Raw genomic sequence first — 26,216 nt, forward strand, 5'->3', positions numbered from 1 at the left:
GAAGTGGTGGATTTTTCCCGCCCCCTGGACTTTGCCCAGGGCAGCGTGGATATCATCGTGTCCACCAACGCCCTGCCCTATGCTCAGGACCAGCTCGCCTCCGCGCGCGAGCTCTTTGGGCTGCTCTCCCCGGACGGCCTGCTCTTGAACCACTGCCGCTGCGAGGAGTCGCAGATGTTCTGGGACTTCCCCTACAGCCTGGCCCTGCCGAGCAACACCCAGATATTCCTGTCGGACTGGCTGCCGGCGGCCCTGGCCGCAGGCCGCAAAACCGAAGTCTCAAGCATCCCCCTGGGAATGGGCGCCTTCTACTTCCTCCCCAATCAGGCCAAACCCTTTTCCGAACCGCTCAACGCCTTCGCCGAGGCCCACCGCCACGATGGCCCCGGGGCATATGCCCCCTGGACCTCGCATGTGCTCCTGGCCCACAGCGCAAAGGCTCTTTCGACCGACGAAAGCGCCCTGCCCCTGGCGCAGAACCACATGGCGCGCCTGAGCCAGATCCTCAACGCGGTTCTCCGCGCCCCTCGCGAGATACAAGAGACGGCCATCGTGGCCTGGATCTGCAATGCCAAGATGCTTGGCCTGCTGCCGGAGTTTCTGGACTATCTGGAGGCCGTGTTGCCGGGCAGCATGCCCGTGCTCAGGCCCGTGTTCGAGGCCAGCTTCAAAGCCGACCAGAAGGAAGGGAAAAACGTCTACTCGTCCTGATCCTTTCCCGGAATCTGGATATTGTACTTCTTGATCTTGTAGTGGATGGCGCGGCGGCTGATGCCGAGCAGGTCCGCGGCGGTCTTCTTGACCCAGGCCGTGCGCTCAAGGGCGCGGAGAATGGCCTGGTGCTCGTTGTCCTCAAGAGACAGGGAATCTGCGCCTGCGGGCGCGGCCGCCTCCACAGGAGCTGCGGCAGGCGCGGGCGCGGGCGTGGGCGTCGGCAGCGCCTGAACCTGCTCAAGCTGGATGTCGCAAGGCTCCAGCACCTGGCCCCGGCAGAACACCACGCCGCTCTCCAAGGCGTGCTTCAGCTCGCGCACGTTGCCGGGCCAACTGTGGGCCATGAGCACGCGCAGCGTCTCGGGCGAGGCCGTGACCTTGGGCCGGTTCTGGGCCTGGCTGAAGGCCTCCAAAAAGCGCTCGGTGAGCAGCGGGATGTCTTCCTTGCGCTCGCGCAGGGGCGGGACCCGCAGCGTCACCACCTTGAGGCGGAAATAGAGGTCTTCGCGGAACTCGCCCTTCTTGACCAGCGCGGGCAGGTCGGCGTTGGTGGCGGCGATGACCCGGCAGTTCACCGGGATGGCGCGGGTATCGCCCACGCGGCGGATGGTGCGCTCCTGCAGAAAACGCAGCAGGCGCGTCTGCATCTCGGGGCTGATGTTGCCGATCTCGTCCAGCACCAACGTGCCGCCGTCGGCCTCCTCCATGAGCCCCTTCTTGTCGCGCACGGCGTGTGTGAAGGAGCCCTTCACGTGGCCGAAGAGTTCGCTCTCAAGCAGGGTGGGCTGGGTGGAGCCGCAGTCCACGATGACGAACGGCCCCTTGGCGCGCGGCCCCTGGTCGTGCAGGATGCGCGCGATGAGCTCCTTGCCGGTGCCGGACTCGCCCAGGATAAGCACGGCCACGTCGGTGGGCGCCACGCGCTCCATGAGGCCGTAGAACTCCCGCATGACCGGGCTCTTGCCGCCCCAAAGCTGGTCGCTCAGGGCCGACTTGCCCTGCCGCGCCTTTGCAGGCGCCTTGTCCGCGGCCTTGCCGAGCAGACCAGCGATCTTTTCCAGCAATTGGTGCCCGTCAAAGGGCTTGGTCAGGTAGTCCGCCGCGCCGGAGCGGATGGTGGAGACCGCGTCGGGGATGCTGCCGTAGGCGGTGAGCAGGATCACCGGCACCTGCGGCCACTGGGCCAGCACCTCGCGCAGCAGGCCCACCCCGCCCATGCCGGGCATCTTCACGTCGGAGACGACAAGGTCCACCGGCTGGCTGGCCAATACCTCAACGGCCTCCTCGGCGCTTCTGGCGGTGAGGGTCTTGTACTTGGCGAAGGCCAAGCGCGCCTCCAGCACCTGAAGGATGTTCTTGTCGTCGTCCACCACGAGGATGGTGGCGTTCGGGCACGGCTGGACGGGCTGCTTGGTGTTTTCCATAGGCGTGCGGGCTACTCCAGCCCCTTCTTCTTGTGGCTGATTTCCTGGTACAGGCGCTCCAGGGCGTTCAGCTGGCTGCGGAGAGACTCGGCCTCGGCCGTTTTGCGCCGCAAAAGGTCCTTGGTCTTGCCGCTCTCCTCCTGGCAGCCGACCAGACGCTGGGTACGCGCCAGTTCGCGGTCGATCTCGGCCTCGGAGAGCAGGGGCGGGCTCGCCTTGCTGCTCGACGCCGCAAGCCGCGGCAAAAGCGGGGTGATGAGGCGCGGATCCTCTGAGGGCAGGCCCTCGGGGGTCATCTGCACCCACGTGTTCCAGATGCTCAGGCCGTCGCGCAGCTCTTCCGGCGTCCTGGCCAGGGCCAGCCGGGCGCAGGCAAGCCCGAAATAGGCCTTGCGCGCAAGCACCGGATCGGCCTGGTCACCGGAGAGGCGCTGGAAGACGCTGGCGGCCTTCTCGTACTGTCCGGCCAGATAGGAATCCACGGCCAACACGTAGTCGGCTCGCGGGTCCTGCGGCGAAGGCCGCTCGCCCGGCCTGGGTGCGAAAAAAGAACAGCCCGCAACGGCCAAGGCAAGAAGCGTGATGGCCGCCAGCCTTGCCAAGCGTGGCAACTGCAGGAGCGAAACAGAACGCTGCGTCATGCCCATATTGCTATACCATCGCCTTCGGCTTGGGAAGGGAAAAGCAAAAGCTTGAGCCGCAACCCGGCGCGCTGTTGAGCCACATGGCGCCTCCATGGGCCTCCACGATGCCTTTCGCGATGGAAAGGCCAAGCCCCAGCCCGGCGACGCTGCCGCGCACAGAGGGTTCGCGGTAGTATTTTAGGAAGATGCGCGCCTGCTCCTCAATGGCTATGCCCGGCCCTTCGTCCACCACGCAGAAGATCACCGAGTCACCAGTTGGCTCCGGGGTCACGCTCAGGCGCACCACAGAGTCCGGGGGCGAAAACTTCACCGCGTTGCCGAGCAGATTGGCCAGCACCTGCGTCACGTGCTCCTGATCGGCCTCTACAAACACGAACTGCTCCGGCAGCTCGGTCTTGAGCGCGATGTTCTTTGCCAGAGCGGTGGACTGCAGCCGCTCCACGGCCCCGCGCGCCAGGGCCGAAGCGTCCAGCGGCGCGGTGACCAGCTTCAGGCGCTGGGACTCCAGGCTGGAAACCTTCATGAGACGCTCCAGCAGGCTCGTCAGCCGCTGGGCCTCCTGCCGGGAGATATCCAAGAAGTGGTGCTGCTTCTCGTTCACCTCGCCAAACACGCCATCGGCCACGAGGTCAACGGATTCGCGGATGCTTGTGAGCGGCGTGCGTATCTCGTGGGAAAGCATGGCGATGAAGTCCTGGCGCATGCGCTCCTCTTCCTGCAAGCGCGCGGTCATGTTGTTGAAGGCCTGGGCCAGATCGCCCAGTTCGTCCTGTGAGGTGACGTGCACCGGCCTGGCGGGCTCGCCCCGGCCCAGTTCACGGATGCCCCGACGTATCTCCGAGAGCGAAAGGTTCAGGCGGTAGGCGATGAACACGCTGCCCAGCACGCCGATCGCGATGCTGGCCACCAGACCGATGAAGCCGAGGCGCTCGGCGGTTTTGCTGCGAACCGCCAACTCGTTCAACCGAGACTCCATCTCGTCCTGGTTGCTTTGGCGCGTGGCGGAAAGAATCTCCAGCCAGCGGGTGATCGTCTTGTCCGGCAGGGAGCTTGTTTCGGGATCCCTGCTGCGCGAAAGCACGATGGTGTACTCCTGCGTCAGCTCCTTCCAGGGGGTGCGGTACTCGGGGTGGCGCGCCAAAACACCGTTCAGCGTCTTGCCGAACTCCTGCATGTCCGCCAGGAAGTTCTCCATGTAGATGTCTTTCTGCAATATTTCGAACCGCTTGCGATTCTCCTCCATGGACAGGAGGGTCTGGATCATGTGCTGGGCGGACTTGTCGATGTCGTAGTTGACGTTGACGATGGCGTTTGAGACCTCGACCAGGCTCTGGATGCGCAGGAAGAGCATGCTGGTGGTGGCGTAAAAGATGGTCACCAGAAGCAGGCACCAGAGGAGAAGTTTGCCGGTGATGCCGAGGCGTCGAGATACGGTTCTATCCACAAGGGCTCCAAACGTGTTGTTGCGCCGTTTCACCATGCTATCCGAGTTCTTGCTCCGGGTCCATGCCGGAGCGGCAACCCGCCAGGCCGTTGGTCCTGGAGGCTACGAACCTTTTGCCGGAGCCTCGGGCAGAAGGTCCAGCACGAGGATGTCGGGCGGAGCCAACACGCGCATGGGAGGTCCCCAGAAACCAGCGCCCGCGCTCACCCCCAGCAGCATGCCGTTCTCCTCGTACCACCCGCCCATGAACGTGTTGAACATCTTCACCACGAGATAGAACGGGGACAACTGCCCCCGGTGAGTATGGCCGGAGAGCATGACCTCGATGCCCAGCGGCTGAACCGCCTCGCGCCAGGCATGGGGCCGGTGGTTCATGAGAACGTGGAGCCGGGCCGGATCAAGGTTCCCTGAGAGGGAGCGGACTTCACTGGCGAGCACTCCGCTGACATCCCCAGCGCGGCCGGGGTCGTCGACGCCGAGAAGCTGCACCCCGGTTCCCGGCAGATCGACCACGCGGCCGCGCAGCAGCTCCGCCCCGGCCCAGCGAAAGACCTGGGCTGAACGCGCATCTCCCTCGTAGCGCTCATGGTTGCCGAACACCCCGAACATGCCAAGGCTTGGGCGCATGCCGCGCAGAATGGCGGCCTGCGGCTCAAGCGACTCGGGGTGGTCGTTGACGATGTCGCCCACCAGGAGCACCAGGTCCGGCTTCTGCTCGCCCACCAGCCGAACCAGGCGCTCCAGCCGGGCGTCGATAGTGAGCGCGCCCAGGTGCAGATCGCTCAAGGCCACCACGCGCACCGGCCGCAAAACCTTGGCCGAGCGGACCTCATGCCGAAGCACGCGTACCGCGCCGCCCTCGTACACCCCCCAACCCACCGTGAGCACGGTCAGCACGACCACGGCCAGCAAGGCCTGCGGAGACCGCAGCCGCGGCGCCATGAACGGCAATACCAGGCGCGAAGCCTGCTCAGCGATGAAGAGGATCACCTGATATAGAAACAGATAGGCCACGGTCCCGAACGTGCCGTAGCCCAGCCACCAGGCCGGGCGAGCGAGAGACATGGGCCAGCTCTCGGGCATCAGTCTTGTGCTGGCCAGAAAGAGGCTGACGAACAATCCGCCAAGAAGCGTCAGCACATAGGCCCGCCGTGACTGCCTGGCCTGGCGGTGCACCTGCAGCAACACCACAAGCAGCATGAACATGAAGATGATGGTGAAGATGACATAGAAGCGCATGAATGCTCCAGGGAGGTTGGCGCAAGAGCGCGACTGGCGGCGCCGGTCACGTCCGTGGCACACTAGAAGCGGCGGGCATACCGCGTCAAGTGCCGCCCCTGCGGGGCTTTACGCGGGGGGCTGTTCTGGGGCATGATGCGGACACAACACCGGAGGCCACATGCGTACGCTCTACCTCGTCTATCGCGTCACTCCCGACGGCGACCGCCACCCCGAAACCATCATGGCCATGGTCGAGGAAGACCTGCCCACCGCCGCCCAAGCCCTCGACCGCGTCATCCACGACGACAACCCCGAAGACGCGCTGCGCGAAGGCGAACGCTGGGAGTTCGTGCCCCAAGACCTCGCCCCCATCGCCGACTGGGAGGAGATCGCCCCCCCAGGTTCGCGCTCCCTGCCCTATTAGGACACTTGCATGCCAGAGGGCGCCGCCCCCTGGACCCCCGCCAAAGGGCCTGAGGCCCTCTGGACTCCCCAGTACGTGAAAGGTTCCTGTCGACGCAAAGCCGTCAACAGGAACCTTTCACTTTTGGGATGCTCAAGGGAATCGTGAAGCAGGCGGCAGCGGCCATGGCTTGCAGGCAAGACAGGGGCACAACACCCTTGAAACCCCGAAGGGGGCAGGAGGAACCTGAAACAGCCCTTTCGGCTTTCAGGGGGGCAGCCACGAGAGGGTGTCTTTATTCTGATCTATCGACTTGGCTTCAAAAGAGTCATTTTAAGAAAATCAGCCTGCCAGCCGTCTCGTCTTGTCTTTCCTCTCAAGAAACGGGGCCAACCGCGCGCATTGCCTTCGCCCAGCCTAGCCCAGCCGCCACCCCTGCCCAGCCCCGCTGGGGGGTCCGGGCGTCAGCCGTTACGATGAGCGGTCTTCCGCGAATCTTACGGCTGTCGACAGCATAGATGGGCCTCAGGCCCCAGGCCGCCGGAGGCTCTCCCCGTGGCTGGCCTACCCCTTGCGCATGGTCAAGGCCGAGTTGGCGAGCACGCCGCCAACGAGCCCCCAGAACGCCGAGCCGATGCCCCAGAGGGTGATGCCGGACACGGTGACGAGGAAGGTCACGAGCGCGGCTTCGCGCCGGGGCTCGTCGTCCATGGCCTGGGTCAGTCCGGCCATGAGCGCCCCGAAGAGCGCCAGCCCGGAGATGGTCGCCAGCAGGGGCGCTGGCAGGGCCGCGAAGAGGCCGACGAGGGTGGCACCGAAGATGCCGACCACGAGGTAGGTCAGGCCGCAGGCGACGCCCGCGATGTAGCGCCGGTCCGGATCGCCGTGGGCTTCCGGGCCGGTGCAGATGGCGGCGGTGATGGCCGCGAGGTTGATGCCGTGGGAGCCGAAGGGCGCGAGCAGGGCCGAGAGCGCTCCGGTGATGGCCACGAGCGGCCCGCCCGGAGTCTTGTAGCCGGCGGTGCGCAGCACGCCCAGGCCTGTGGCGTTCTGGCCGGTCATGGTGACCAGGAAGAGCGGCACGCCGAGGCCGATGAGCGCGCCGAGGCTGAAGCGGGGACTGGTGATCTCGGGGCTGGCCAGGGAGGCGTCCAAGCCGCCCAGGTGCAGCAGCCCGAGGGCGGCGGAGGCGGCCAGCCCGGCGCAAAGGGTGGTCAGGATGGCGTAGCGCGGGGAAAATCGTTTCATGATCAGGTAGCAGCCAAGCATGGGTGCGACCAGCATGGGCGCCCCGCGAAGCGAGGTGAACACGTCCACGCCGAAGCGGAACAGGATGCCCGCCAGCATGGCCGCCACCACTGCGCGCGGAATGCGCTCCATGAGGGTGGAGAACAGGCCCGTGGCCCCGAACACGGTAATGCCGATTCCGGCCAGCAGGAAGGCGCCGATGGCTTCGGGGTAGGGATAGGCGGCCCAGCCAGCGGCGAGCAGGGCTGCGCCCGGCGTGGACCAGGCCACGATGACGGGCACGCGGTAGCGCAGGCTCAAGACCAGGCCGGCCAGGCCGGAGCCGATGGACACTGCCCAGATCCAGCTGGTGAGCTGCCCGGGAGTGAGCCCGGCCTTGGCCGCGGCCTGAAAGATGATGGCGGCAGGGCCGCCGTAGGACACCATGACGGCGATGAGTCCCGCCGTTGCGGCGGAAAGCGAGAAATCCCGACGCAGGTCGGAAATGGTTGCGGTGGTGGCCAGGGTGATGTGTCGCATGGGCGCCTCCGATGGGCCTCCTTGTCAGGAGGGTGTCGGTGATACATTCCGGTTGCCGGAATGCAGCCCAGGCGAGCGGCAGAGGGCACCCCACGCTTCCTCGTGGTTCATTCCACGTTTCGCCAGTTGCGCAGGGCGATTGTGAGGTTTGAGATTTAGCCCTGCAGACCCCTGGCGTCAAGCTCTTTGCCATACGCAGAGGAACTGTTGGGGCTGGACCTTGAAGGCGTGGACGTGCCCGTCACCGGCCTTTACTGGTAGGATTCAGGAGAAAGGACAGGGCGGCCCGGGCTGATGTCCGGGCCGCCCTTTTGATTTCTAGCGCCCGCCGAACACCTTCTTCAGAATTTCCGTGGTGCGTGCGGCCGGGTTCTCGCGGATGCTCTTCTCTTCCTGGGCGATGAGCGCGAACAGGCCGTCCTGGGCCTTGGCGTTGATGTAGCCGTTCAGGTCCAGGCCGTAGTTCTGGGCCAGGCCCGCCGCGATGGGGTTGGCGGCAAGCTTGTTGAAGGCCTTGCCCACGCCCACGCTGTCCATGGCCTTGGTGATGATGGGCTGCATCATCTCACCGATCTTGGCGCCGCTGGACTTGCGGAAGTACTGCGTGGCGGAGTCCTCCGGCCCGGAGAGGATGCCCTTGGCATCCTGCACGCTCATGTTCTTCACGGCATCGCCCAGGATGCCCGCGGCCTGGGGCACGGCCTTCTCGGCGGCGCGGTTCATGGCCAGCACCAGGTCATCCACAAGCTTGCCCTGCCCGGCCAGGCGCAGGGGCGTCTCCAATTTCTGCAAGGACTCGGGCAACAGGATCTTCACGGCCTGGTTGCCGAAAAAGCCGTCGCTCTTGCCGAGCGAGGCCACAGCCTTCTGGGTGCCCTTGGCCAAGGCTTCCTTGAGCCCCTTGCTGGCGTCCAACTCCGACAGGCTTGAGGCGATGCCGCCGGAAGAAGTCGAAGAGCCGGAGGTGGCAACCGGCATCTGTGACTGCACCTTGTCCAGCACGTCCGCCCAGCCAGCCAGGGCCGGGGTGGAGAACACGCTCAGCGCCAGGGCCAGGACCATCGCTCGTTTCATGACAGGCTCCGCGTTATGTAGAGGGTTGAGGACTTCAACCCTGAACATAGCCCGCAGCGCCGGGGGTGGCAAGGGAGCTTTCTGCCGCCTGCGCGTTCTGGCCCGGATTCTGCACGATTCGGCCCAAGAACCCAGGAGGGAAAATTATGCGCGTCAACCCCAAGCTGGCGAACCTTCAGTACATGTACGCCAACGGCGAAACCACCCAGGGCCTGCCCGAGGGGACCTATTCCAATCTGGCCGCCACCAAGTACATCAAGGACAATGACAAGAACAAGGACAGGTGCCTCACGAGCGACGAGGTCAGCTTGTCCCAGGAAGCCTTCGACAAGCTTGATGCGGACAAAAACGGCAAGATAGACAGCAAGGAGATGAAGGCGGGCCTCAAGGGCCAGGACGCCGCCATCGCCGCCTACTACAAGAACAAAAAGGCCGGGACCAACACGCTTGACCCCACTGCAAAGCTGCTCGGCAACTCCTCAAGCTCTCTCGCGGGCACTTACGCCAATCTGGCTTCCGCCAAGTTCATCAAAGAGAACGACAAGGACGGGAGCGACACCCTCACCAGCGCGGAGGCAGGGCTTTCCCAGGCGACCTTCAAGAGGCTGGACACCAACAACGACGGCAAGCTCGACGCCGACGAGATACGCGCGGGCCTGGTTGGGCAGGAAAGCGCCGTCGAGACGTTCTACGAAAAGAACGGAACCAGCAGCAGCGTGTCCAAGACGCTGGCCAGCCTGCTCGAAAACCCCAAGACCACATCGACATCCACGACCACGTATACTTACACGGCCAAGGCCGCGACAAGCTACGTCGAGTCCAAGGATGCCGATGGGAACGGCGCCCTGTCGAGCGCGGAGGCCGGCCTGGAGGCCGACGCCTTCACGGTGCTGGACACGGACAAGAACGGCACGCTGGAGCAGGACGAGGTGCAGGCCGCCATCAAGTCCAAGGAAAGCGCCTTCAAGATCTACTACGGCAACAAGGTCTCCAGCAAGGTCATCAACGGCTTGACTTCAAGCCTGCTCAAGACCATCTAGGGGCATGGCCCAAGACACTCCCGCCAGCATCCGCATCTACGGCAAGGACGGCTGCCCGCACACCAAGCGTGCCCGCGACGCCTGGCCCGGGGCCGTTTTTCTTGATGTCATCGCCGATCCGCCGCGGCTTGAGGAAATGCTCGCGCTCTCCGGCGGGGTGCGGCGCATCCCGGTCATCGTGAAGGACGGAACGGTGGAGATCGGCTTCAAGCGCGGGGCCTGACACGTCTGACGCGCCGGGCCGTGCGCCTGGCTCCTGCCAAAACCACCGGACCTAGACGATCTCCACGCCGACGGGGCAGTGGTCCGAGCCCTGCACGTGCGGTTCGATCCAGGCGCGCTTCACCCGCTCCCTCAGCTCATCGGACACGAAGAAGTAGTCTATGCGCCAACCGGCGTTGTTCTTGCGGGCGTTGTAGCGGTAGCTCCACCACGAGTAGTGGTTCGGGCCGGGCTCGAAGAGCCGGAAGGTGTCCACGTAGCCGTGCGCGATGAACTTGTCGAGCCAGGCCCGCTCGATGGGCAAAAAGCCCGAGGTCTTCGCGTTGGCCTTGGGGTTCTTCAGGTCGATCTCGGTATGGGCGGTATTGAAGTCGCCGCCCACCACGATGGGCTTGTTCTTGCGCAACACCTCGGCCTGGGCCAGGAAGGCGTCGTAAAAGCCGAGCTTGTAGTTCAGGCGGTCCTCATCCTTCTGGCCGTTGGGAAAATATATATTGAACAGGTGGAAGTCCGGATATTCCATGTGGATGACGCGGCCCTCCCCACGGTAGCGCGGGTCGTCCAGGCCAAAGGCATGGGCCTGGGGCTCGGTCTTGAAAAAGCAGGCCGTGCCGGAGTAGCCCTTCCTGCCCTTGGACCAGTTCCACAGGGTGTCATAACCCGCCAGGCTGCGCTCGGCCTCGGTTATCTGCTCGGGCTCGGCCTTGGTCTCCTGCAGCATGACCACATCCGCCCCGCAGGAGGCCAGCCAGTCCGCGAAGCCCTTCTGCAAAACGGCCCGGTAGCCGTTGACGTTCCATGAGATGATGCGCATGTACCCCCCGTGGCCGAAGTCTTGCCCGCGGCCCTTGTCTTCCGTATAGTTCGCCCAAGTCGCTGCCTCCAATTACAGGGTGACGGGCCGGGAGCGCAAGCTCCCCGGGCGACGCCACCCAGAGGTTCCATGTCCAAACGCTCCGATCTGCTCGCAAGCCTCCTGCTCGTTCCAGCCAGTCTCCTTGTGCTTCTGCTTGGTTTGGAGCTCTTCTTCCGTTTCGTCGCCCCGGCCCCGGACATCCCGGCGCCCGCCTTCATCGACGATGTGCTGCGGCACGAACCGGGCCAGCGCGGCGTTTACTGGAGCGCCCCCTTCGGCCAGGAAGACGTGCGCGCGCCTTTCGCCATCAACGCCCAGGGCTGGAACTCGGCCCGCGCGGACTACCCGCAGGCGCACACTCCCGGCCGGCTACGCATCGGCGTGATCGGCGACTCCTATGTGGAGGCCCTGCAGGTTCCCCCGGACGCCAGCATCGCCGAGAATATGGAGCGGGAGCTTGGCGCGGACGCCGAGGTCTTCCGCTACGGCGTCAGCGGCGCGCCGCTGTCCCAATACCTGCACATGGCCCGCAAGGCCGTCCTTCCCTCCAGGCCGGACGTGCTCGTGGTGCTGCTCATACACAACGATTTCGACGAATCCTGGCGCAACGTGCCGGGCATGTACACAAAGAGCTTTCTGCGCCTGAACCTGGGACAGGACGGCTCCATCGCGGAGCTCCCGCCCGAGCCATACCGCCAGGGGCTGCTCTCGCTGGTCCGCAACCACAGCGCCACCTGGCGCTACCTTGCATACGGGCGACAGGCGCGCTTCGAAACCCTGCGGGAGCTTCTGCTGCCCCGAGGCAAGGCCGTCAGGCACCAGGCCAACATCGACATCAGCGCCCTGGCCGGGCGCGAGCCCCTGGACCGCCGAGCCACGCGCTACCTCTTCGGACGGTTGGCCGCGGAGGCAGCCCAGGCAGGCGCCAAACTGCTGCTGGTCATGGACGGGGTGCGCGGCCCGATTGAGGCGGGCTCTCCTGACAGCATGGACTACGGCTCCGGGGCGCTGAGCCTGAACGCCATGGCTGCGGAGGAGGCCTCGCTCCTGGGCATCGCCTTTTTGGACCTGCACCCGGCCTTTGCCGAGGACTTCCGCCAGCATCACCGGGCCTTTGCCTTCAAGACCGACGGACACTGGAACGCCCATGCCCACGCCCTGGCCGCTCGCGTCGTGGCCGTAAAGCTGCGCGAGCTGGGCTGGACCACCCCGACGCCACAATAAAAAAAGGCCCGCCGAAGCGGGCCGAAAAGGCGCGCTCCCCACCGCCCCGAAGGACCGGCGAGGAAACGTGAGCGAACGGGCTGCGCGAGGCTCAGGGCCTAGTGGTGTCCGTTCGGGGTCGTCTTCTTGATGACCACAAGGGCCGCGATGACGCTGAACAATCCGGCAAAAAAGAAAGTGAAATCCATGACCCACCCCTCTTGAAGTTTTCGGAGCCGCGCTCCAGCCATGTGCCTAGCACAGTCCGCGGCGGATGGGAAGAGGGAACGCCCCTGCGCGCGCCTTGTGTTCCCGGCCCCCTTCCCCTACAACCGCGCCATGCCCCAGCAAAAATCCCACACAGACTTCACGGCCGCCCGGCATCTCGATGTCCTCGTCCTGGGGGCCGGCCCCGCCGGGCTCTTCTGCGCCCTCACAGCAGCCCGCAGGGGCCGCCGCGTGACCCTGGTGGACGCTTCGGAGATCACGGCACGCAAGCTGCGCGCCTCTGGCGGTGGGCGTTGCAACTGCACCAACATGGACGCCTCGCCCGCGCACTACCTCTCGGCCAACCCGAAGTTCACAACCCAGGCGCTGAAGCGCTACACCCCGCGCGATTTCCTGGCGGAGCTCGGCGGGCTCGGCCTCACGGCCAGCGAGGAGGACTTCGGGCGGATGTTCTGCGACCAGGGCGCGACGCCGCTCACCGACGCCCTGGAAGGCGCCTGCCGCAAGGCAGGGTGCCGCTTCCTGCTGAACCGCCGCGTGGAGGCCGTGACCCCGGCGGAGCACGGTTTTCTCGTCGACACCGACAAGGGGCCGCTGGACGCCCCGCGCGTGGTGCTGGCCCTGGGCAGCCCTGCCTGGCCCGCCCTTGGCGGCACGGACGCCACAGCGCGCCTGGCCGGGGCCTTGGGCCTGACCCACGTCCCGGCCCGGCCCGCGCTGACGCCCTTCGCCTGCACCGGAGCCATGCTCACCCTGTGCCGCGAGCTCTCAGGCCTGTCCGTCACCGCCACGCTTTCCTGCCTCGGCAAGTCCTACACTGATGGCCTGCTGTTCACGCACCAGGGTCTGTCCGGCCCGGCGGCGCTGCAGCTCTCGTCGCACTGGCGCAAGGGCACGGCGCTGACCATCGACCTTGCGCCCCAATCGGACCTGCGCCAGCTCCTGCGCGACCCGGCCCACGGCAGGCACCTGGCGCGCACGGTGCTGTCGGGCCTTTTGCCGCGCAGGCTGGCCGATGCCCTGCTGGCGCAACTGCCGCCAGACCTGGCCGCCCTGCCCGAGCGCAAGTGCGCCGAGCTGTCCAAGGCCCAGATGGCGGCCCTGGCCGACCTCGTGCACGGCTGGAGCGTGACTCCCTCCGGCACCCTGGGCATGGCCCGGGCCGAAGCCGCCAGCGGCGGGCTCGACACCGCGCAGTTCTCGCCCAAGACCTTCGAGTGCCGCAAGCTGCCCGGCCTGTTCGCCATCGGCGAGGCCCTGGACGTGGCGGGCGAGCTGGGCGGCTTCAACCTGCACTGGGCCTGGGCCTCCGGCTTCGCGGCCGGGCAGGCGGTGTAGCGCCATGCCCTCGAAATGGGCGAACGACTGGGCCGAGCGCTGGAACGGCCCCGGCGGCATGCGCGAAGCGCTGGCCATCGGCACGCCGCTCATGGTCAGCATGGGCAGCATGACCCTCATGCAGTTCACCGACCGCGTGTTCCTGGGCCGCCACAGCGTGGCCGAGATCGCCGCCTCGGTGCCCGCGGGCATCACCTCCTTCATGTTCCTGGGTTTCTTCATGGGCGTGGCCAGCTGCGTCAGCGTGCTGGTGGCACAATATGCCGGGGCCTGCCGCCCGGAGCGCGTCGGCCCGGCGCTGTGGCAGGGCGTGTGGTTCAGCCTTGCCTCGGCGTTCATCCTGGCCGGGCTGGCCTTTCTTGGCGGGCCGCTGTTCACCTGGGCCGGGCACTCGGAAACGGTGCGCGCCCTTGAGGTCGACTACTTCTTCATCCTCACCCTGGGCGGGGGCTTCATGATCCTGTCCACCACGCTCTCGTCGTATTTTTCCGGGCTGGAGAGGACCGTGCCGGTGATGCTGGTGAACCTTGCGGGGGCGGCGCTGAACATCCCGCTGGACTACGCGCTCATCTTCGGCAAATGGGGCGCGCCGGAACTCGGCCTGCGGGGCGCGGCCATGGCCACGGTGGCGGGCAGCGCCATCACCTGCCTGCTGTTCATCGCGCTCATCGTGCGCTCGCCCGAGGCCAGGGCGCACCACAAGATCGCCTCCATGCCGCGCCCGGACCTTGAGATGCTTGCCCGGCTCATGCGCATCGGCGCGCCCGCGGGCGTCCAGTTCTTCCTCGACATCCTGGCCCTCACCGGGTTCTCGCTGCTGGTGGGCCGCCTGGGGCTGGTGGCGCTCTCGGCCACCAACATCGCCTTTTCCATCAACTCGCTGACCTATCTGCCCATCATCGGCATGTCCATCGCCGCCAGCATCCTGGTGGGCCGCAGCCAGGGCCAGAAGCGCCCGGACATCGCCGAACGCGCCACCGGCAACATCCTGCGCCTGTCGCTGGGCTGGATGTGGGCCGTGGGCCTGATCTTCGTGCTGCTGCCAGGCCCGCTGCTGGACCTCTTCGAAACCACCCCGGGCGTGGCCCCGCTGCCCGGCACCCCGGACTTTGCCGCCATCAAGGACACGGGCGTGGTGCTGCTGCGCTACGTGGCGCTCTACAGCCTCATCGACGGCGTTTCCATCGTGTATTTCGGCTCGCTCAAGGGCGCGGGCGATACCCGTTTCGTCATGCTGACCATGCTCACCGCAAGTGTGGGCTTACTTATCCTGCCGGTCTGGCTCCTCGTCGACACCGGCACCGGCGGCATCCACGGCCCGTGGCTCTGCCTGACGGCCTACATCGCCACCCTGGCAGGGTCCTTCGCCTGGCGCTTCCGCAGCGGAAAATGGCGGCGCATCGAAGTCATCGAGCAGACGCCCAGCCCCGACGGCAGCGCTTGTCCTTGACAGCGCCAGAGGTCATGGCACAGGTAGGACACGGGACACGACACATGGACGCACGACTCGCCAGCCTCATCGACTCTTTCCGCGCCACCGGCACAGAACGCCCGGTGGCCGTGGCCTTTTCCGGCGGGGTGGACAGCTCGCTCGTGCTCTGGGCGGCCAGCTCGGCCCTGGGCCGCAACGCCGTGGGCGTCACCGTGCGTTCGGAGTTCGTCTGCTCTGCGGAACGCGACCGGGCCGACAGGCTGGCGGCGTTCCTGGGCCGCGAGCGAGGCGCGCACGTGCTTGTGCGCGGCATCTCCGCCCTGGCCGATGCGGACCTGCGCGCCAACACGGCAGAGCGCTGCTATTTGTGCAAGCGCCATGTCCTGGCGGAGATCCGCCAGGCGGCGGCAGACCATTTCAGAACGGACGCGGCGCTTGCCGAAGGCACCAACGCCGACGACGACCCGGCGCGTCCCGGCAGGCGTGCCGTGGCCGAGGCCGGGGCGCAGTCGCCGCTGGCGGCCTGCGGCATCACCAAGGCCGAGGTGCGCGAGTTGGCGCGGATGGTCGGGCTGCCCAACGCCGAGGACCCGTCCAATTCCTGCCTGGCCACGCGCGTGCCCGAGGGGCATGAGCTGACCTTCAAGCGCCTCACCTGCATCGAGGCCTTTGAACGCACGGCGCGCGAGTTGGGACTCGAGGACCTGCGCGCGCGGCTTTCGCCCGGCTCGGAAAACGGCGCGAAAAACGGCGCGGACGGGGTGCGGCTTTTGGTGCGCCCGGCGCAGCTCCTGCTGGCGCAGAGCCTGGCCGCGCGGCTGGAAGAACGGGCCAGATTCATCGGATTTTCATCCTTTCAGCTTGGAGAACGCACGTGAACGTGGACGCACTGCTTGAGGATTTCCGCCAGGGCCGGGTCACGGCCGAGGAAATCAAGCGCCAATTGACCGGTCACAGCTACACGGACGCCGGGTTCGCCCGGCTGGACCACCACCGCCTGCTGAGAAAAGGCCAGCCCGAGGTGGTCTTCTGCCAGGGCAAGACCCCGGAGCACGTGGCGCACATCTTCCAGGAGCTGGCCCAGGCCAACGGCCGGGTGCTCGGCACCCGCGCCGACGCCGCCCATTTCGAGGCCGTGCGGAACCTGCCCGGGGCCGACTACGACCCGCTCTCGCGCGTGCTGAGCATCAAACGCGAGGACGTGGAGCTGGTGGGAAAGGTCATCGTGGTCAGCGCGGGCACGGCGGACCTGCCCGTGGCCGAGGAGGCCGCCCGCGTGGCCGAACACCTGGGCAGCCGCGTGGTGCGCCACTTCGACTGCGGCGTGGCGGGCATCCACCGCTTCCTCTCCGTGCTGGACGACTTTCTGGACGCCCGGGCCGTGGTGGCCGTGGCGGGCATGGACGGCGCGCTGCCGTCGGTGGTGGGCGGGGCCGTGGCCGCGCCGGTCATCGCGGTGCCCACAAGCGTGGGCTACGGCGCCAGCTTCGGCGGCCTGGCCGCGCTGTTGACCATGCTCAACTCCTGCGCGCCAGGGGTCACCGTGGTCAACATCGACAACGGCTTCGGGGCCGGATACATGGCCCACGTCATCAACGCCCAATGCGTGGCCGCAAGCAAAGGATAGCAACCAGTGAAGACCCTGTACCTTGAATGCGCCCTGGGCGTGTCCGGCGACATGCTTTTGGCGGCGCTGAGCGATATGGTCGAGGACGGCCCGCAGCTCCTGTCCGAGGCCGTGGCCGCCCTCGGGCTTTCCGGCGTGTCCGTGCGTTTTTCCGAGCAGATGGTCCAGGGCATCCGCACCCGGCGGGTGGAAGTGCTGGAGAAAACCCCGCAGCCCTTGCGCCACCTGTCCGACCTGACCCGGGTCGTGGGCGCCGCGCCCCTGCCCGAACGCGTCAAGGAGGGCGGCCTGGAGGCCCTGACGCGGCTGGCCATCGCCGAGGCGACGGTGCACAACGAGCCGCTGGAGCACATCCATTTCCATGAGGTCGGCGCGGTGGACACCGTGGTCGACGTGCTGGGCGCGATCCTGCTGGCGGAGGCCAGCGGCGCGGACAGGGTGGTGGCCTCGCCGGTGAACCTGGGCTCCGGGTTCGTGGAGTTCTCGCACGGGCGCTTCCCGGTGCCGGCGCCTGCCTGTGCCGAGCTGGCCAAGGGCATGCGCACCTTCGCCACCGACTCCGGCATGGAACTGGCCACGCCCACAGGCCTGTGCCTGGTCAAAACCATGGCCGAATCCTACGGGCCGCTGCCGCTGGGCAGCGTGCTGGCCGTGGGCTACGGCTCCGGCACCTACTCAACCGGACCCTACCCCACCTTCCTGCGCGCGTACCTTATAGACGACGGCCTGGAAGACGAGGAATGCTGTGGCTGCCACGGACATGACGAATAGCGGGACGGACGTGCAGCTTGTCGTGGCGCGCTACCGCGAGGACCTCTCGTGGCTGCGCGAGGTCGGCCTGCCCTGCGTGGTCTACAACAAGGGGCCCGAGCTCGACCCGGCCACCCTGCCGCAGGAGGCGACGGTCATCGCCCTGCCCAACCTGGGGCGCGAGGCGCACACGTACCTGACGCACATCCTGGCCCGCTACGACCGGCTGCCGCGCTTCACGGCTTTTGTGCAAGGCAACCCCTTCGCGCACCTGGCCCCGCCCGAGGAGCCCACGGCGACGCCCGAGGGCCTGCGCCAGCGGCTGTTGGAACTGGCGGCCAAGGACACGCCCTTTGCCGGGCTGGCCTGGTTCCGGCTCCGCTGCGACGGCCTGGGCCGCCCCCATGATCTTGCCGACCCGGCCAAGGAGGGGCGGTGGAAAGGCTGGGGCAAGGACATTCCCGTGGGCAAGACCTTCGAGGCGCTGTTCTCTGCGCCCGCCCCCAGAGAGTTCATCGCCCGGGCCTCCACCGGCAACATGCTTGTGCGCTCCGATCGCATCCTGGCCCGGCCGCAGGCCTTCTACCAGCGCGCCCTCGACCTCGTGCTGGCCGACCCGGACGACGCGGACAACACCGGGCATGCCTTTGAGCGCCTGTGGCAGGTCATCTTTTCCGGTGCCGATTTTGGGGCGGATTCCACCGCCACCGGGCCACTCAGCATTTGACGAGCATGCACCTCGCAAAGTATAATTTCTAGTTGGCCAAGGCTTCGCCTTGGCATCAAACGTTTCCTCTGGCGTTGCAGGCAGTATTCAGGCTTCAGGGCGCACACATCACCAATACGGCAGGACCAGACCGGCCGCCCCCCACTGGCGGGATGAATTGAATGCTGAAGCGGCTTAAGCCATTTCTCGGGCCTGCACTGGCCCTTGTCCTGCTCGCTGCGGCTGCCTGGGTTCTCTCGGCGCAGCTTTCCGGACACGGCCTCCAGGAGATCCTGGACACCCTGGCCCAGGAGACCGAGCGCGACCTGCTCCTGGCCTTCGGGCTCACGGCGGTGAACTTCGCCGTGCTTGCGGGCTACGACATCCTGGCCCTGCGCTACATCGGGCACCCCCTGTCACACGCGCGGGCGGCCTTCGCCTCCTTTGCCGGAAACGCGTTCAGCAACACCATCGGCCTCTCCACCCTGGCCGGAAGTTCCGTGCGCTACCGGCTGTACAGCTCCTGGGGCCTCTCCGCAGCGGAAATCGCCAAGATCGTGGTCTTCACCACGCTGACCTTGTGGCTGGGGCTGTTCTCCATCGGCGGCATCATCTTCACCGTGCAGCCCCTGCCCCTGCCGGACTGGGTCACGCTGCCCTTCCACACCACCCGCCCCCTGGGCTTCATCCTGCTCCTGCCGCCAGCCATCTACCTGCTGGCCGCGTCCAGAAAGGAGTCCACCTGGCGCATCGGTAAATTCGAGCTGATCCTGCCGGAATTCAGGAGCGCCTTCGTCCAGGTGGTCATCGCCTCGCTTGACTGGGCGCTGGCCGCGGCGGTGTTCTACGCCCTGCTGCCGCCCTGGGCCAACGTGACCTTCCCGCTGGTGCTGGGAGCCTTCCTGCTGGGACAGATCGCCGGCCTCATCAGCCAGGTGCCCGGCGGCCTCGGCGTCTTCGAGTCCTGCCTGATCTTCCTTTTGACGCCGCGCATCCCGGCGCCCACGCTCTTCGCCGCGCTGGTGGCCTACCGCGTCGTGTACTATGCCGCGCCCCTGGCCGTGGCCAGCGCGCTCCTAGGGGTCCGCGAGACCATCGCCGCCAGGAACACGCTCAAGGGCATCCTGGGGTTCCTGGGCGACTGGCTGCCCGTGGTGGCCCCGCGCGCCCTGGCCGTGACCACCTTCCTGGCCGGAGCGCTACTGCTCTTCTCCGGCGCCACGCCCTCCGTGTCCTCGCGCCTGGACTGGCTGCAGAACTTCCTGCCGCTAAGCGTGCTGGAGGCCTCGCACTTCCTGGGCAGCCTGGCCGGCCTTGGGCTGCTCATCCTGGCGCGCGGCCTGCACAAGCGCCTGGACGCAGCCTATTACGTCACCGCAATGGTGCTGTTCATGGGCATCATCGCCAGCCTGCTGAAGGGCCTGGACTACGAGGAAGCCTTCTTCCTCACGGTGCTGCTGCTGGCGCTGCTGCCCTGCCACAAGTTCTTCTACCGCAAGGCTTCGCTGCTGTCAGAGGGCTTCACCTTCGGCTGGATCACCGCCATCGTGCTGGCGCTGGGCTGTTCCGTCCTTCTTGGCCTCATGGCCTACGGAGACGACGCCCTGGACCGCGAACTGTGGTGGGTCTTCACCTTCGAGGACGAGGCCAGCCGCTTCATGCGCGCCACCGTGGGCATCCTTGTGGGCGTGGTCTTCGTGGCCGTGCTGCGGCTCATGCGCTCTGCCCGGCCGCGCTACGCGCCCGTCTGCGAGGGCGACATGCAGATCGTTCGGACCCTGGTGTCCAAGTCGCCGGACACCTTCGCCCACCTGGCCATGCTGCGCGACAAGAGCTTCCTGCTGAGCAAGGACGGCGCCGGTTTTCTCATGTACGCCATGGCCGGCCGCAGCTGGGTCTGCATGGGCGATCCGGTCGGCCCGCCCGCTGTCCGCGCGGAACTGGCCTGGCGTTTCCGTGAAATGGTGGACCTCTACGCCGGATGGACCGCCTTCTATCAGGCTGGCAAGGCCAACCTGGGACTCTACCTCGACCTGGGCCTGACCATCGTGAAGATCGGCGAGGAGGCGCGCGTCTTCCTGCCGGAGTTCTCCCTGGCCGGACAGGCGCGCAAGGGCCTGCGCTACACGCGCAACATGGTGGAAAAGGAAGGTTGCGTGTTCGAGTTGGTGCCCGCCGCCGAGGTCGGCCCCCTCATGCCGGAACTGCGCGCCGTTTCCGACGCCTGGCTGGCCTCCAAGAACGCGCGGGAGAAGAAATTCTCCCTTGGCTTCTTCGACGTGAAGTACTTGAGCGACTGCGCCATGGCGGTGGTGCGCCGGGAGGGCCGCATCGTGGCCTTCGCCAATCTGTGGGAGTGCGAGGGACGCGAGGAGCTGTCCGTCGACCTCATGCGCTACTCCCCGGAAGCCCCCCCCAGCGTCATGGAGTACCTCTACATCATGCTCATGCTCTGGGGACGCGAGCAGGGCTACCAGTGGTTCAACCTGGGCATGGCGCCCTTCTCCGGCCTGGAGCGGCATTTCCTGGCGCCCACCTGGACGCGCCTGGGCGGGCTGCTGTACAGCTACGGCGGCACGCTCTACAATTTCCAGGGACTGCGCCGTTTCAAGGACAAGTTCGATCCCGTGTGGGAATCCAAATACCTGGCTTGCCCAGGCGGCACTGTGCCGCCGCGCGTGCTCGCCAACATCGCCACCCTCGTCTCGGGCGGTGTGCGTGGAGTCATGACCAAATGAAACGATCCGCCTTCGCATCCACCGTGGCCTTGCTGCTGCTTGCCTTATGCCTCGCTGCCACCGCCTGCGCCAAGCCCGAGAAGGCCCCGGAAAGGCTCAGCTTCGGCGTGTTCGGAGAGGTGCTCATCTACCGCAACACCGCCGAGCCCAGCCGCACCGTGCTGCTATTGTCCGAGGGCGCCTGGAACCCGTCCATGGATCGCGCCGCGCGCACCATGGCGGACATGGACGCCACCGTTGTCGGCATCGACACCGACCGCCTCGTCGGCCCCCTGCGCGCCAAGAACTCCGGCTGCTTCTACCAGGCCTGGGAGTTCGAGGGCTTAAGCAAGATCGTGCAGAAGACGCTGGAGTTCAAAGGCTACCACCTGCCCGTGCTGGCAGGCTTTGGCGAGGGCGCTGGCGTGGCCTACGCCACTTATGCCCAGGCCCCGAAGGACACCTTCGCCGGGGCCATCACCCTGGGCTTCTCGCCGCGCATGGCCCTCGGCAAACCCTTCTGCGCGGCCAACGGCCTCAAGTTCGACACAGCTCCGGGCGCCACTCCGGGCATCATCCTGCTGCCGGTGGAGAAACCTTTCGGCACGCTGGCGCTCCTGCAGGGGGCCAAGGACGAGACCTTCAGCCCGGATGCGGCGCGTGCCTTTGCCAGCAAGGTGCCAGGCGCGCGCGTGGTCGAGCTTGAGAATGTCGGGCACAGCCTTGCCGACCCGAGCCAGTGGCGCACCGCCTTTCTGGAGACCCTGAACGCCATGGCCCCGGCCACGTCCTCCGCCGACAAAAACGGCGCCCAGGCCGACGCCAGCGACCTGCCCCTGGTGGAGGTTCCGGCGGAGCATCCCGGCAAGGTGCTGGCGGTCATCGTCACCGGAGACGGCGGCTGGGCAGGCATCGACCAACAGATCGGCGACATCATGGCCCAGCATGGCGTCAACGTGGTGGGCTTCAACTCGCTCAAGTATTTCTGGACCAAGCGCGAGGCCGACGAAATGGCGCGCGACCTGGAGCGTACGCTGAAGCACTACGCCGCCAAATGGGGCGCAGAACGCTTCATCGTGGTGGGCTACTCCATCGGTGCGGACGTCATGCCCTTCATGGCCGGACGCATGAGCCAGCCCACGCGCGAGAAACTGGCCCTGGTGGCCATGCTCGGCCCCGGCACGCACACCGAGTTCGAGTTCCGCCTGTCCAACTGGCTGACGGAAGAGAACAGGCCCGAGGGCCACGCCATGATCCCGGAGATGCCCAAGCTTGAAAAGACGCCGGTGCTGCTCATCTGCGGCAGCGAGGAGGAAGGCACCCTGTGCCAGAACTACCAGGCCCCCAACGTCAAGAGCCTGGTCCTGCCGGGCGGGCATCATTTCAACAAGGAATATGGGCAGATCGCCCTGGCAATTCTGCATGGGGCGGGCATTCCCGCCCAGAAATAGGGCGCACCAGCGAGGAGCACGTCTTGAGCGCAACCCAAGTTCCCGCTGCCGGCCGCCCGGCCGGACGCCTGGCGTACATCGACAACGTACGCATCTTCCTGTCCATGCTCGTGGTGGCGCACCACGCTGGCCAGCCCTACGGCAGCGAGGGCTGGTGGCTGTTCCAATCGCCTTCGCGCTCCCACTGGATCGGGCTGTTCTTCGGCGTCAACGAGGCCTTCTTCATGGGCCTGTTCTTCCTCATGGCCGGATATTTCCACCCCGGCAGCGTGGACCGCAAGGGGCCGGGACGCTTCGTGCTGGACCGCCTGTGGCGCTTTGGCGTGCCCGCCGCGCTCATGGTCCTGGGCATCACCCCCATCTTCATCTACTTCCATGAAGTGCTGTTCAAGCACCTGCCCGCCATTCCCTATTGGGACTTCTTCAAAGGCGTGTACCTGGGCCTCGCCGACCGCCCCGCGGGCTGGCCCGGCGACCCAGGCATCCACCTGGAGTTCATCCACCTCTGGTTCATCGAGAACCTTTTCATTTACGGCGGCGTGTACGCCCTGTACCGGCTGCTGGCTGGCGGGCGTGACACCGCCCCCGCCACGCGCCCGACAGCGCCCATCGCCCCGCGCACCGCGCACCTTGCCCTGGCCGGGCTGACCCTCTGGCTCGCGGCGACGACATATCTCATCCGCATCTGGTGGAGCGTGGACGACTGGAAGGTGCTCCTGGCCGTCTGGGAGATCGAGTTCGCGCATTTGCCGCAGTACGTGACCATGTTCGTTCTGGGCATCGTGGCGGCGAGGCGCAACTGGTTCGGGCGCTTCCCGGCCTGCGTGGGCTGGACGTGGCTCGGCATCGGCGCGGCCTGCGTCATCATCTGGATGGCGCGCGGCGCGGGGCTCGACATCACGATGTGGAACGGCGGCGTCGCCATCGGCGCGGTGAACCGCGCGTCGTGGGAGGCGTTGCTCTGCGTGGGCTTCTGCGCGGGCCTCTTGACCCTGACCAGGGAACGCTTCCCCGAACAGACGAGGCTGATGAAGATCCTGTCCGACAACGCCTTCGCGGTCTACGTCTTCCATGTGCCAGTGGTGACGCTGCTGCAGTACGCGCTTGCCGGAACCGGACTTGGGCCGCTGGAGTCGTTCCTTGCCGTGACGGTGCTCGGTATAGCCCTGACCTTCCCGCTGACGCACTTCGTGCTGCGCCGCCTGCCACTGCTGAAGCAGGCGCTTTAGGACTGCGCCGGAGCTGGGCTAGGCGCCCTCTCCGCCCTGGCTGGCCTTGAGGGCGCGCTCCATGCACTGGACAAGATCGGCCTGGCGCACAGGCTTGGACAAGATTTCGAACACGCCAAGGCCCGCTGCGGCCTCCCGCGCGGCGGTGTCGCTGAACCCCGTCCACACGATCACCGGCAATCCTGGCCGCAGCGCCCGCACCCCGCCCACAAAATCCGTGCCGGAAAGGCCCGGCATGATCTGATCCGTCAGGACGAGGTCGAAGGTGTCGGGGTTCGCGGCAAAAATGGTCAGAGCCTCCTCGCCGCTGCCCGCGGTGGTGACCTCGTACCCAAGTCCGGTCAAGGCCTCGCGCCAGACCGAAAGCAGCGAAGCCTCATCGTCCACCAGCAGGACGCTCGCCTGTCCACCGCCCATGGCCACGGACTGGGGGGGCGCAAGCTCCACCGCAGTCCGCGCGCGCGGCAGCAGCACGCGCATGGTGGTGCCCAGCCCTGGCACGCTCTCCACGCCGATCAACCCGCCGAGCTTGTGCACGATGCCATGCACCACAGCCAGGCCCATGCCCGAGCCTTCGCCCGGGCGCTTGGTGGTGAAGAATGGATCGAAGATGCGCTCCACAATGGCCGCCGGGATGCCTGGTCCGGTGTCGCGCACGCGCAGACGCACATAGGTTCCCGGCTCCAGGGTCGAGAGGTCCGGCGCCCGGTCCACGCCCAGGTACAGCTCGTCCACGGCGACCTCCAGGATGCCGCCGGTGTCGCCCATGGCTTGCACGGCGTTGGTGCACAGGTTGAGCACCACCTGGTGCACAAGGGACGGGTCGCCCAGCACCATGTCCGACGCGCTGTCAAAGCGGCGGCGCACACTGATGCCCTGCGGCATGGTCACCAGCAGGTGCTGGAGCACCTCCTTCACGAGCGGCGTCAGGCGCAGGGGCACGGGGGTGCCCTCGCCCTGGCGGCTGAAGGTCAGGATCTGGGCGATGAGTTCCTTGGCGCGTGTCCCGGCGCGCAGGATCTCCTCCACGCGGCGCTCCTGGGGGCCGCCGCTCAACGCCACCTCAAGCATCTCCGCGTAGCCCAGCATGACGCCAAGGATGTTGTTGAAGTCGTGTGCGATGCCCCCGGCCAAGGTGCCCAGGGCCTCCAGGCGGCGCGACTGCTCAAGCTGGCGCTCCAGCTCCTTCCAGCGAGATATGTCGTGGGCCACCACGATGGTGCCGACGCGTCCGGCGTCGTGCTTGTGAAAGGGCGACACGGCCACCAGGAAATGCCCGCCCCAGCGGGGGATCGTCAGCTCCTCGGAGGAGCAGAACGCGCAGTTGGCCAGGGCCAGAATGCGCTCGGTGACATGGTTGTCACCGGCCTCCTCGGCCACCTCCACCAGAAACTTGCCCACCAGGCTGCGCGGATGCACGCCCAGGCGGCTGCCCAGAGCCATGTTGAGCCGCCGCACGCGCATCTCCCCATCCAGGATGAGGATGGGGTCAGGCACTGAGTCGAAAGTGCTCTCCCATTCCTGCTTGGCCTGAATCACTGCCTGCTCCACCAGCAGGCGCTGGCTCATGTCCACGCCGATGCGCCAGGCCTTCCAGCCCGGCAGCGGATACTGGCGGGAGATGTCGGACCAGGCGATGATGCGCTCGCTCCCGTCCTTGCAGCTCAGGCGGCTTTCCAGGTCGCGGTGGTCCTGGCCCCGGCCGCGCAGGCTGCGCCGGAAGGCTTCGTCCGGGAAGAGCCGCTCCGGGGTCGCACGGTCATGCAGCACCTCAAGGGCGCTGTAGCCCGAGACCCGCTCGCACTCGCGGTTCCAGAACACAATCTCGCCGTGGGCGTCGAAGGCCACGACGAGCACCGGCATGTTCTCCACCATGCCCCGCAGCGCCTGGGCTCCGGCCAGGAGGGTCGCCTCGGCGCGCTCCCTGCCCACTCGGCCTCCCAGGAGATCGGCCAGCACCCGCAAGAGCGCCATGTCCTCCAGGGTCCAGCGGCGCGAGACGGCAGCGTCGACGCGCACGAAGCCCAGCCAGGCCCCGTCGTGTCGCATGGGCAGAAGCGCGGTGGACGTGGGGCCGTCCTGCTCCAGAAAAGGCCTTTCGGATGCGGGAAAATCGTCGCTCGTGCCGTGCAGGGCGTTGCCCTTGAACAGGTCCTGGGCCAACCGGCCAAGGCCGAGGGTGGCGTAGCCGACCTGCTGCCCCAGGGGGGGATATGCCAGAGGCGGGGTGCCGTTGCCCTGGGCCTCCGCAAGGAGGCTCAAGGCCAGACCGCGCTCAGGGTCGTCGTGGTTCAGAAAGACCGCCGCGCGGGTCAGCCCGCCCTTGCGGACCAGGGCTCCGAGCGCCCGAGCCAGACTGCCGCCGTTGCGCTTGGCCCCGTGCAGCATGTCAGAACAGGCCGCCAGACCCCGCGCCAGGCGCAAGGAAACATCGCCGCCGCGGCCATTTGTGGCGCGAGGCGCGGAAGTGCCGGGGCTGGTTCGTTGAGACGGCTTCGGCATTGGGCTCGACTTTCCGGGCTCGAATTGGTGGTCCAAAAACAGCATCCGTTCAGGATCTCCTTTTGTATAGCATAGCCAAAGCCTTGGCGACAAGACTCGCGGCGTCGCTCAATACATCCATTGAACGACGCCTACTTAACACTGCCTGCTCTGATCAGGGCTGGCCGCGCGGAGCCTGGGCGAAAGAAATAGCTGCTATTTGCCGCGTCCGCCGCCGCCACCGC

General features: G+C 66.8%; 22 protein-coding genes and 1 riboswitch. Of the genes, 14 read left to right on the forward strand and 8 right to left on the reverse strand.

The annotated features are described in order from the left end of the window. Positions 1-3: 3 nt before the first annotated feature. Entirely contained in the window at positions 4-711 is a 708-nt protein-coding gene (locus RDU24_RS06660; protein ID WP_374989745.1) for a hypothetical protein, read from the forward strand. Here RDU24_RS06660 and RDU24_RS06665 read toward each other — a convergent pair. The 4 genes from RDU24_RS06665 to RDU24_RS06680 all read right to left on the reverse strand — a co-directional run bounded on the left by RDU24_RS06665 (position 699) and on the right by RDU24_RS06680 (position 5,465). Then, positions 699-2,138, reverse strand: coding sequence for a sigma-54-dependent transcriptional regulator (locus tag RDU24_RS06665; protein ID WP_308734967.1), 1,440 nt, complete (start codon positions 2,136-2,138; stop codon positions 699-701). The two genes, RDU24_RS06660 and RDU24_RS06665, sit on opposite strands and share 13 nt — an antisense overlap. Positions 2,139-2,149: 11 nt before the next feature. Then, entirely contained in the window at positions 2,150-2,779 is a 630-nt protein-coding gene (locus tag RDU24_RS06670) for a tetratricopeptide repeat protein (protein ID WP_308734968.1), read from the reverse strand. A gap of 10 nt (positions 2,780-2,789) precedes the next feature. Continuing rightward, positions 2,790-4,226: a HAMP domain-containing sensor histidine kinase gene (locus RDU24_RS06675; protein WP_308734969.1), complete on the reverse strand. Its 1,437-nt coding sequence runs from the start codon at positions 4,224-4,226 to the stop codon at positions 2,790-2,792. 102 nt (positions 4,227-4,328) lie between these two features. After that, a complete protein-coding gene (locus RDU24_RS06680) occupies positions 4,329-5,465 on the reverse strand; it encodes a metallophosphoesterase (RefSeq protein WP_308734970.1) in 1,137 nt (378 codons plus the stop codon). A gap of 160 nt (positions 5,466-5,625) precedes the next feature. Between RDU24_RS06680 and RDU24_RS06685 the strand changes: the two genes are divergently transcribed. Further along, a complete protein-coding gene (locus tag RDU24_RS06685; protein ID WP_308734971.1) occupies positions 5,626-5,871 on the forward strand; it encodes a hypothetical protein in 246 nt (81 codons plus the stop codon). Positions 5,872-6,414: 543 nt separating this feature from the next. Here the strand turns inward: RDU24_RS06685 and RDU24_RS06690 are convergent. Continuing rightward, positions 6,415-7,617, reverse strand: coding sequence for a benzoate/H(+) symporter BenE family transporter (locus RDU24_RS06690; RefSeq protein ID WP_308734972.1), 1,203 nt, complete (start codon positions 7,615-7,617; stop codon positions 6,415-6,417). A 58-nt stretch (positions 7,618-7,675) separates the two neighbouring features. Beyond that, a riboswitch (ZMP/ZTP riboswitch) is annotated at positions 7,676-7,757 on the reverse strand. Positions 7,758-7,935: 178 nt separating this feature from the next. Next, a complete protein-coding gene (locus tag RDU24_RS06695; RefSeq protein WP_308734973.1) occupies positions 7,936-8,691 on the reverse strand; it encodes a DUF4197 domain-containing protein in 756 nt (251 codons plus the stop codon). A 146-nt stretch (positions 8,692-8,837) separates the two neighbouring features. Here RDU24_RS06695 and RDU24_RS06700 point away from each other — a divergent pair, with 146 nt between their 5' ends. Then, positions 8,838-9,731 carry a hypothetical protein gene (locus tag RDU24_RS06700; RefSeq protein ID WP_308734974.1) on the forward strand — a complete coding sequence of 298 codons (894 nt, stop codon included), beginning with the start codon at positions 8,838-8,840 and terminating at the stop codon, positions 9,729-9,731. 4 nt (positions 9,732-9,735) lie between these two features. Continuing rightward, positions 9,736-9,954, forward strand: a complete 219-nt coding sequence (gene uxx1 / locus RDU24_RS06705; RefSeq protein WP_308734975.1) for a UXX-star selenoprotein family 1 — start codon at positions 9,736-9,738, stop codon at positions 9,952-9,954. Positions 9,955-10,005: 51 nt separating this feature from the next. Here the strand turns inward: uxx1 and RDU24_RS06710 are convergent, their stop codons facing one another. Further along, positions 10,006-10,767, reverse strand: a complete 762-nt coding sequence (locus RDU24_RS06710; RefSeq protein ID WP_308734976.1) for an exodeoxyribonuclease III — start codon at positions 10,765-10,767, stop codon at positions 10,006-10,008. A gap of 129 nt (positions 10,768-10,896) precedes the next feature. Between RDU24_RS06710 and RDU24_RS06715 the strand changes: the two genes are divergently transcribed. From RDU24_RS06715 to RDU24_RS06760, 10 genes are all read left to right on the forward strand, one after another. Beyond that, positions 10,897-12,033 (forward strand): SGNH/GDSL hydrolase family protein, encoded by a 1,137-nt coding sequence (locus RDU24_RS06715; protein WP_308734977.1) that lies wholly within the window; start codon positions 10,897-10,899, stop codon positions 12,031-12,033. 228 nt (positions 12,034-12,261) lie between these two features. Then, on the forward strand, positions 12,262-13,578 hold the full coding sequence (locus tag RDU24_RS06720) for an NAD(P)/FAD-dependent oxidoreductase (protein ID WP_308734978.1): 1,317 nt from the start codon (positions 12,262-12,264) through the stop codon (positions 13,576-13,578). Between the two features lie 4 nt (positions 13,579-13,582). Beyond that, a complete protein-coding gene (locus tag RDU24_RS06725) occupies positions 13,583-15,028 on the forward strand; it encodes an MATE family efflux transporter (RefSeq protein WP_308734979.1) in 1,446 nt (481 codons plus the stop codon). 44 nt (positions 15,029-15,072) lie between these two features. Continuing rightward, positions 15,073-15,888, forward strand: a complete 816-nt coding sequence (locus RDU24_RS06730; RefSeq protein WP_308734980.1) for an asparagine synthase-related protein — start codon at positions 15,073-15,075, stop codon at positions 15,886-15,888. Then, positions 15,885-16,637 (forward strand): nickel pincer cofactor biosynthesis protein LarB, encoded by a 753-nt coding sequence (larB, locus tag RDU24_RS06735; protein WP_308734981.1) that lies wholly within the window; start codon positions 15,885-15,887, stop codon positions 16,635-16,637. Before RDU24_RS06730 ends, larB begins: the two co-directional genes overlap by 4 nt. 6 nt (positions 16,638-16,643) lie before the next feature. Continuing rightward, positions 16,644-17,408 (forward strand): LarC family nickel insertion protein, encoded by a 765-nt coding sequence (locus tag RDU24_RS06740; RefSeq protein ID WP_308734982.1) that lies wholly within the window; start codon positions 16,644-16,646, stop codon positions 17,406-17,408. Next, positions 17,398-18,114: a DUF3431 domain-containing protein gene (locus tag RDU24_RS06745; protein WP_308734983.1), complete on the forward strand. Its 717-nt coding sequence runs from the start codon at positions 17,398-17,400 to the stop codon at positions 18,112-18,114. Before RDU24_RS06740 ends, RDU24_RS06745 begins: the two co-directional genes overlap by 11 nt. 161 nt (positions 18,115-18,275) lie before the next feature. After that, positions 18,276-20,831, forward strand: a complete 2,556-nt coding sequence (gene mprF / locus RDU24_RS06750) for a bifunctional lysylphosphatidylglycerol flippase/synthetase MprF (RefSeq protein WP_308734984.1) — start codon at positions 18,276-18,278, stop codon at positions 20,829-20,831. Beyond that, positions 20,828-22,261, forward strand: a complete 1,434-nt coding sequence (locus RDU24_RS06755; protein WP_308734985.1) for an AcvB/VirJ family lysyl-phosphatidylglycerol hydrolase — start codon at positions 20,828-20,830, stop codon at positions 22,259-22,261. Before mprF ends, RDU24_RS06755 begins: the two co-directional genes overlap by 4 nt. A gap of 23 nt (positions 22,262-22,284) precedes the next feature. Then, complete coding sequence (locus RDU24_RS06760) at positions 22,285-23,490, forward strand: acyltransferase family protein (RefSeq protein WP_308734986.1); 1,206 nt, start codon at positions 22,285-22,287, stop codon at positions 23,488-23,490. Positions 23,491-23,508: 18 nt separating this feature from the next. On the opposite strand, the gene RDU24_RS06765 is transcribed toward RDU24_RS06760, so the two are convergent. Continuing rightward, positions 23,509-25,992, reverse strand: a complete 2,484-nt coding sequence (locus tag RDU24_RS06765) for an ATP-binding protein (protein ID WP_308734987.1) — start codon at positions 25,990-25,992, stop codon at positions 23,509-23,511. Positions 25,993-26,216: the final 224 nt, after the last annotated feature.

Origin of the sequence: Humidesulfovibrio sp., from assembly GCF_031082295.1 — a bacterium.
Classification (GTDB): Bacteria; Desulfobacterota; Desulfovibrionia; order Desulfovibrionales; family Desulfovibrionaceae; genus Humidesulfovibrio.

Excerpts from the sequence above, each read along its gene's own strand:
- RDU24_RS06755 (WP_308734985.1), top strand. The coding sequence starts at position 20,828 with ATGAAACGATCCGCCTTCGCATCCACCGTGGCCTTGCTGCTGCTTGCC.
- RDU24_RS06725 (WP_308734979.1), top strand. The coding sequence starts at position 13,583 with ATGCCCTCGAAATGGGCGAACGACTGGGCCGAGCGCTGGAACGGCCCC.
- RDU24_RS06720 (WP_308734978.1), top strand. The coding sequence starts at position 12,262 with ATGTGCCTAGCACAGTCCGCGGCGGATGGGAAGAGGGAACGCCCCTGC.
- RDU24_RS06680 (WP_308734970.1), bottom strand. The coding sequence starts at position 5,465 with ATGCGCTTCTATGTCATCTTCACCATCATCTTCATGTTCATGCTGCTT.
- RDU24_RS06745 (WP_308734983.1), top strand. The coding sequence starts at position 17,398 with ATGACGAATAGCGGGACGGACGTGCAGCTTGTCGTGGCGCGCTACCGC.
- RDU24_RS06695 (WP_308734973.1), bottom strand. The coding sequence starts at position 8,691 with ATGAAACGAGCGATGGTCCTGGCCCTGGCGCTGAGCGTGTTCTCCACC.
- uxx1 (WP_308734975.1), top strand. The coding sequence starts at position 9,736 with ATGGCCCAAGACACTCCCGCCAGCATCCGCATCTACGGCAAGGACGGC.
- RDU24_RS06665 (WP_308734967.1), bottom strand. The coding sequence starts at position 2,138 with ATGGAAAACACCAAGCAGCCCGTCCAGCCGTGCCCGAACGCCACCATC.
- RDU24_RS06710 (WP_308734976.1), bottom strand. The coding sequence starts at position 10,767 with ATGCGCATCATCTCATGGAACGTCAACGGCTACCGGGCCGTTTTGCAG.
- RDU24_RS06690 (WP_308734972.1), bottom strand. The coding sequence starts at position 7,617 with ATGCGACACATCACCCTGGCCACCACCGCAACCATTTCCGACCTGCGT.
- RDU24_RS06700 (WP_308734974.1), top strand. The coding sequence starts at position 8,838 with ATGCGCGTCAACCCCAAGCTGGCGAACCTTCAGTACATGTACGCCAAC.
- RDU24_RS06670 (WP_308734968.1), bottom strand. The coding sequence starts at position 2,779 with ATGACGCAGCGTTCTGTTTCGCTCCTGCAGTTGCCACGCTTGGCAAGG.
- RDU24_RS06715 (WP_308734977.1), top strand. The coding sequence starts at position 10,897 with ATGTCCAAACGCTCCGATCTGCTCGCAAGCCTCCTGCTCGTTCCAGCC.
- mprF (WP_308734984.1), top strand. The coding sequence starts at position 18,276 with ATGCTGAAGCGGCTTAAGCCATTTCTCGGGCCTGCACTGGCCCTTGTC.
- RDU24_RS06765 (WP_308734987.1), bottom strand. The coding sequence starts at position 25,992 with ATGCCGAAGCCGTCTCAACGAACCAGCCCCGGCACTTCCGCGCCTCGC.
- RDU24_RS06730 (WP_308734980.1), top strand. The coding sequence starts at position 15,073 with ATGGACGCACGACTCGCCAGCCTCATCGACTCTTTCCGCGCCACCGGC.
- RDU24_RS06685 (WP_308734971.1), top strand. The coding sequence starts at position 5,626 with ATGCGTACGCTCTACCTCGTCTATCGCGTCACTCCCGACGGCGACCGC.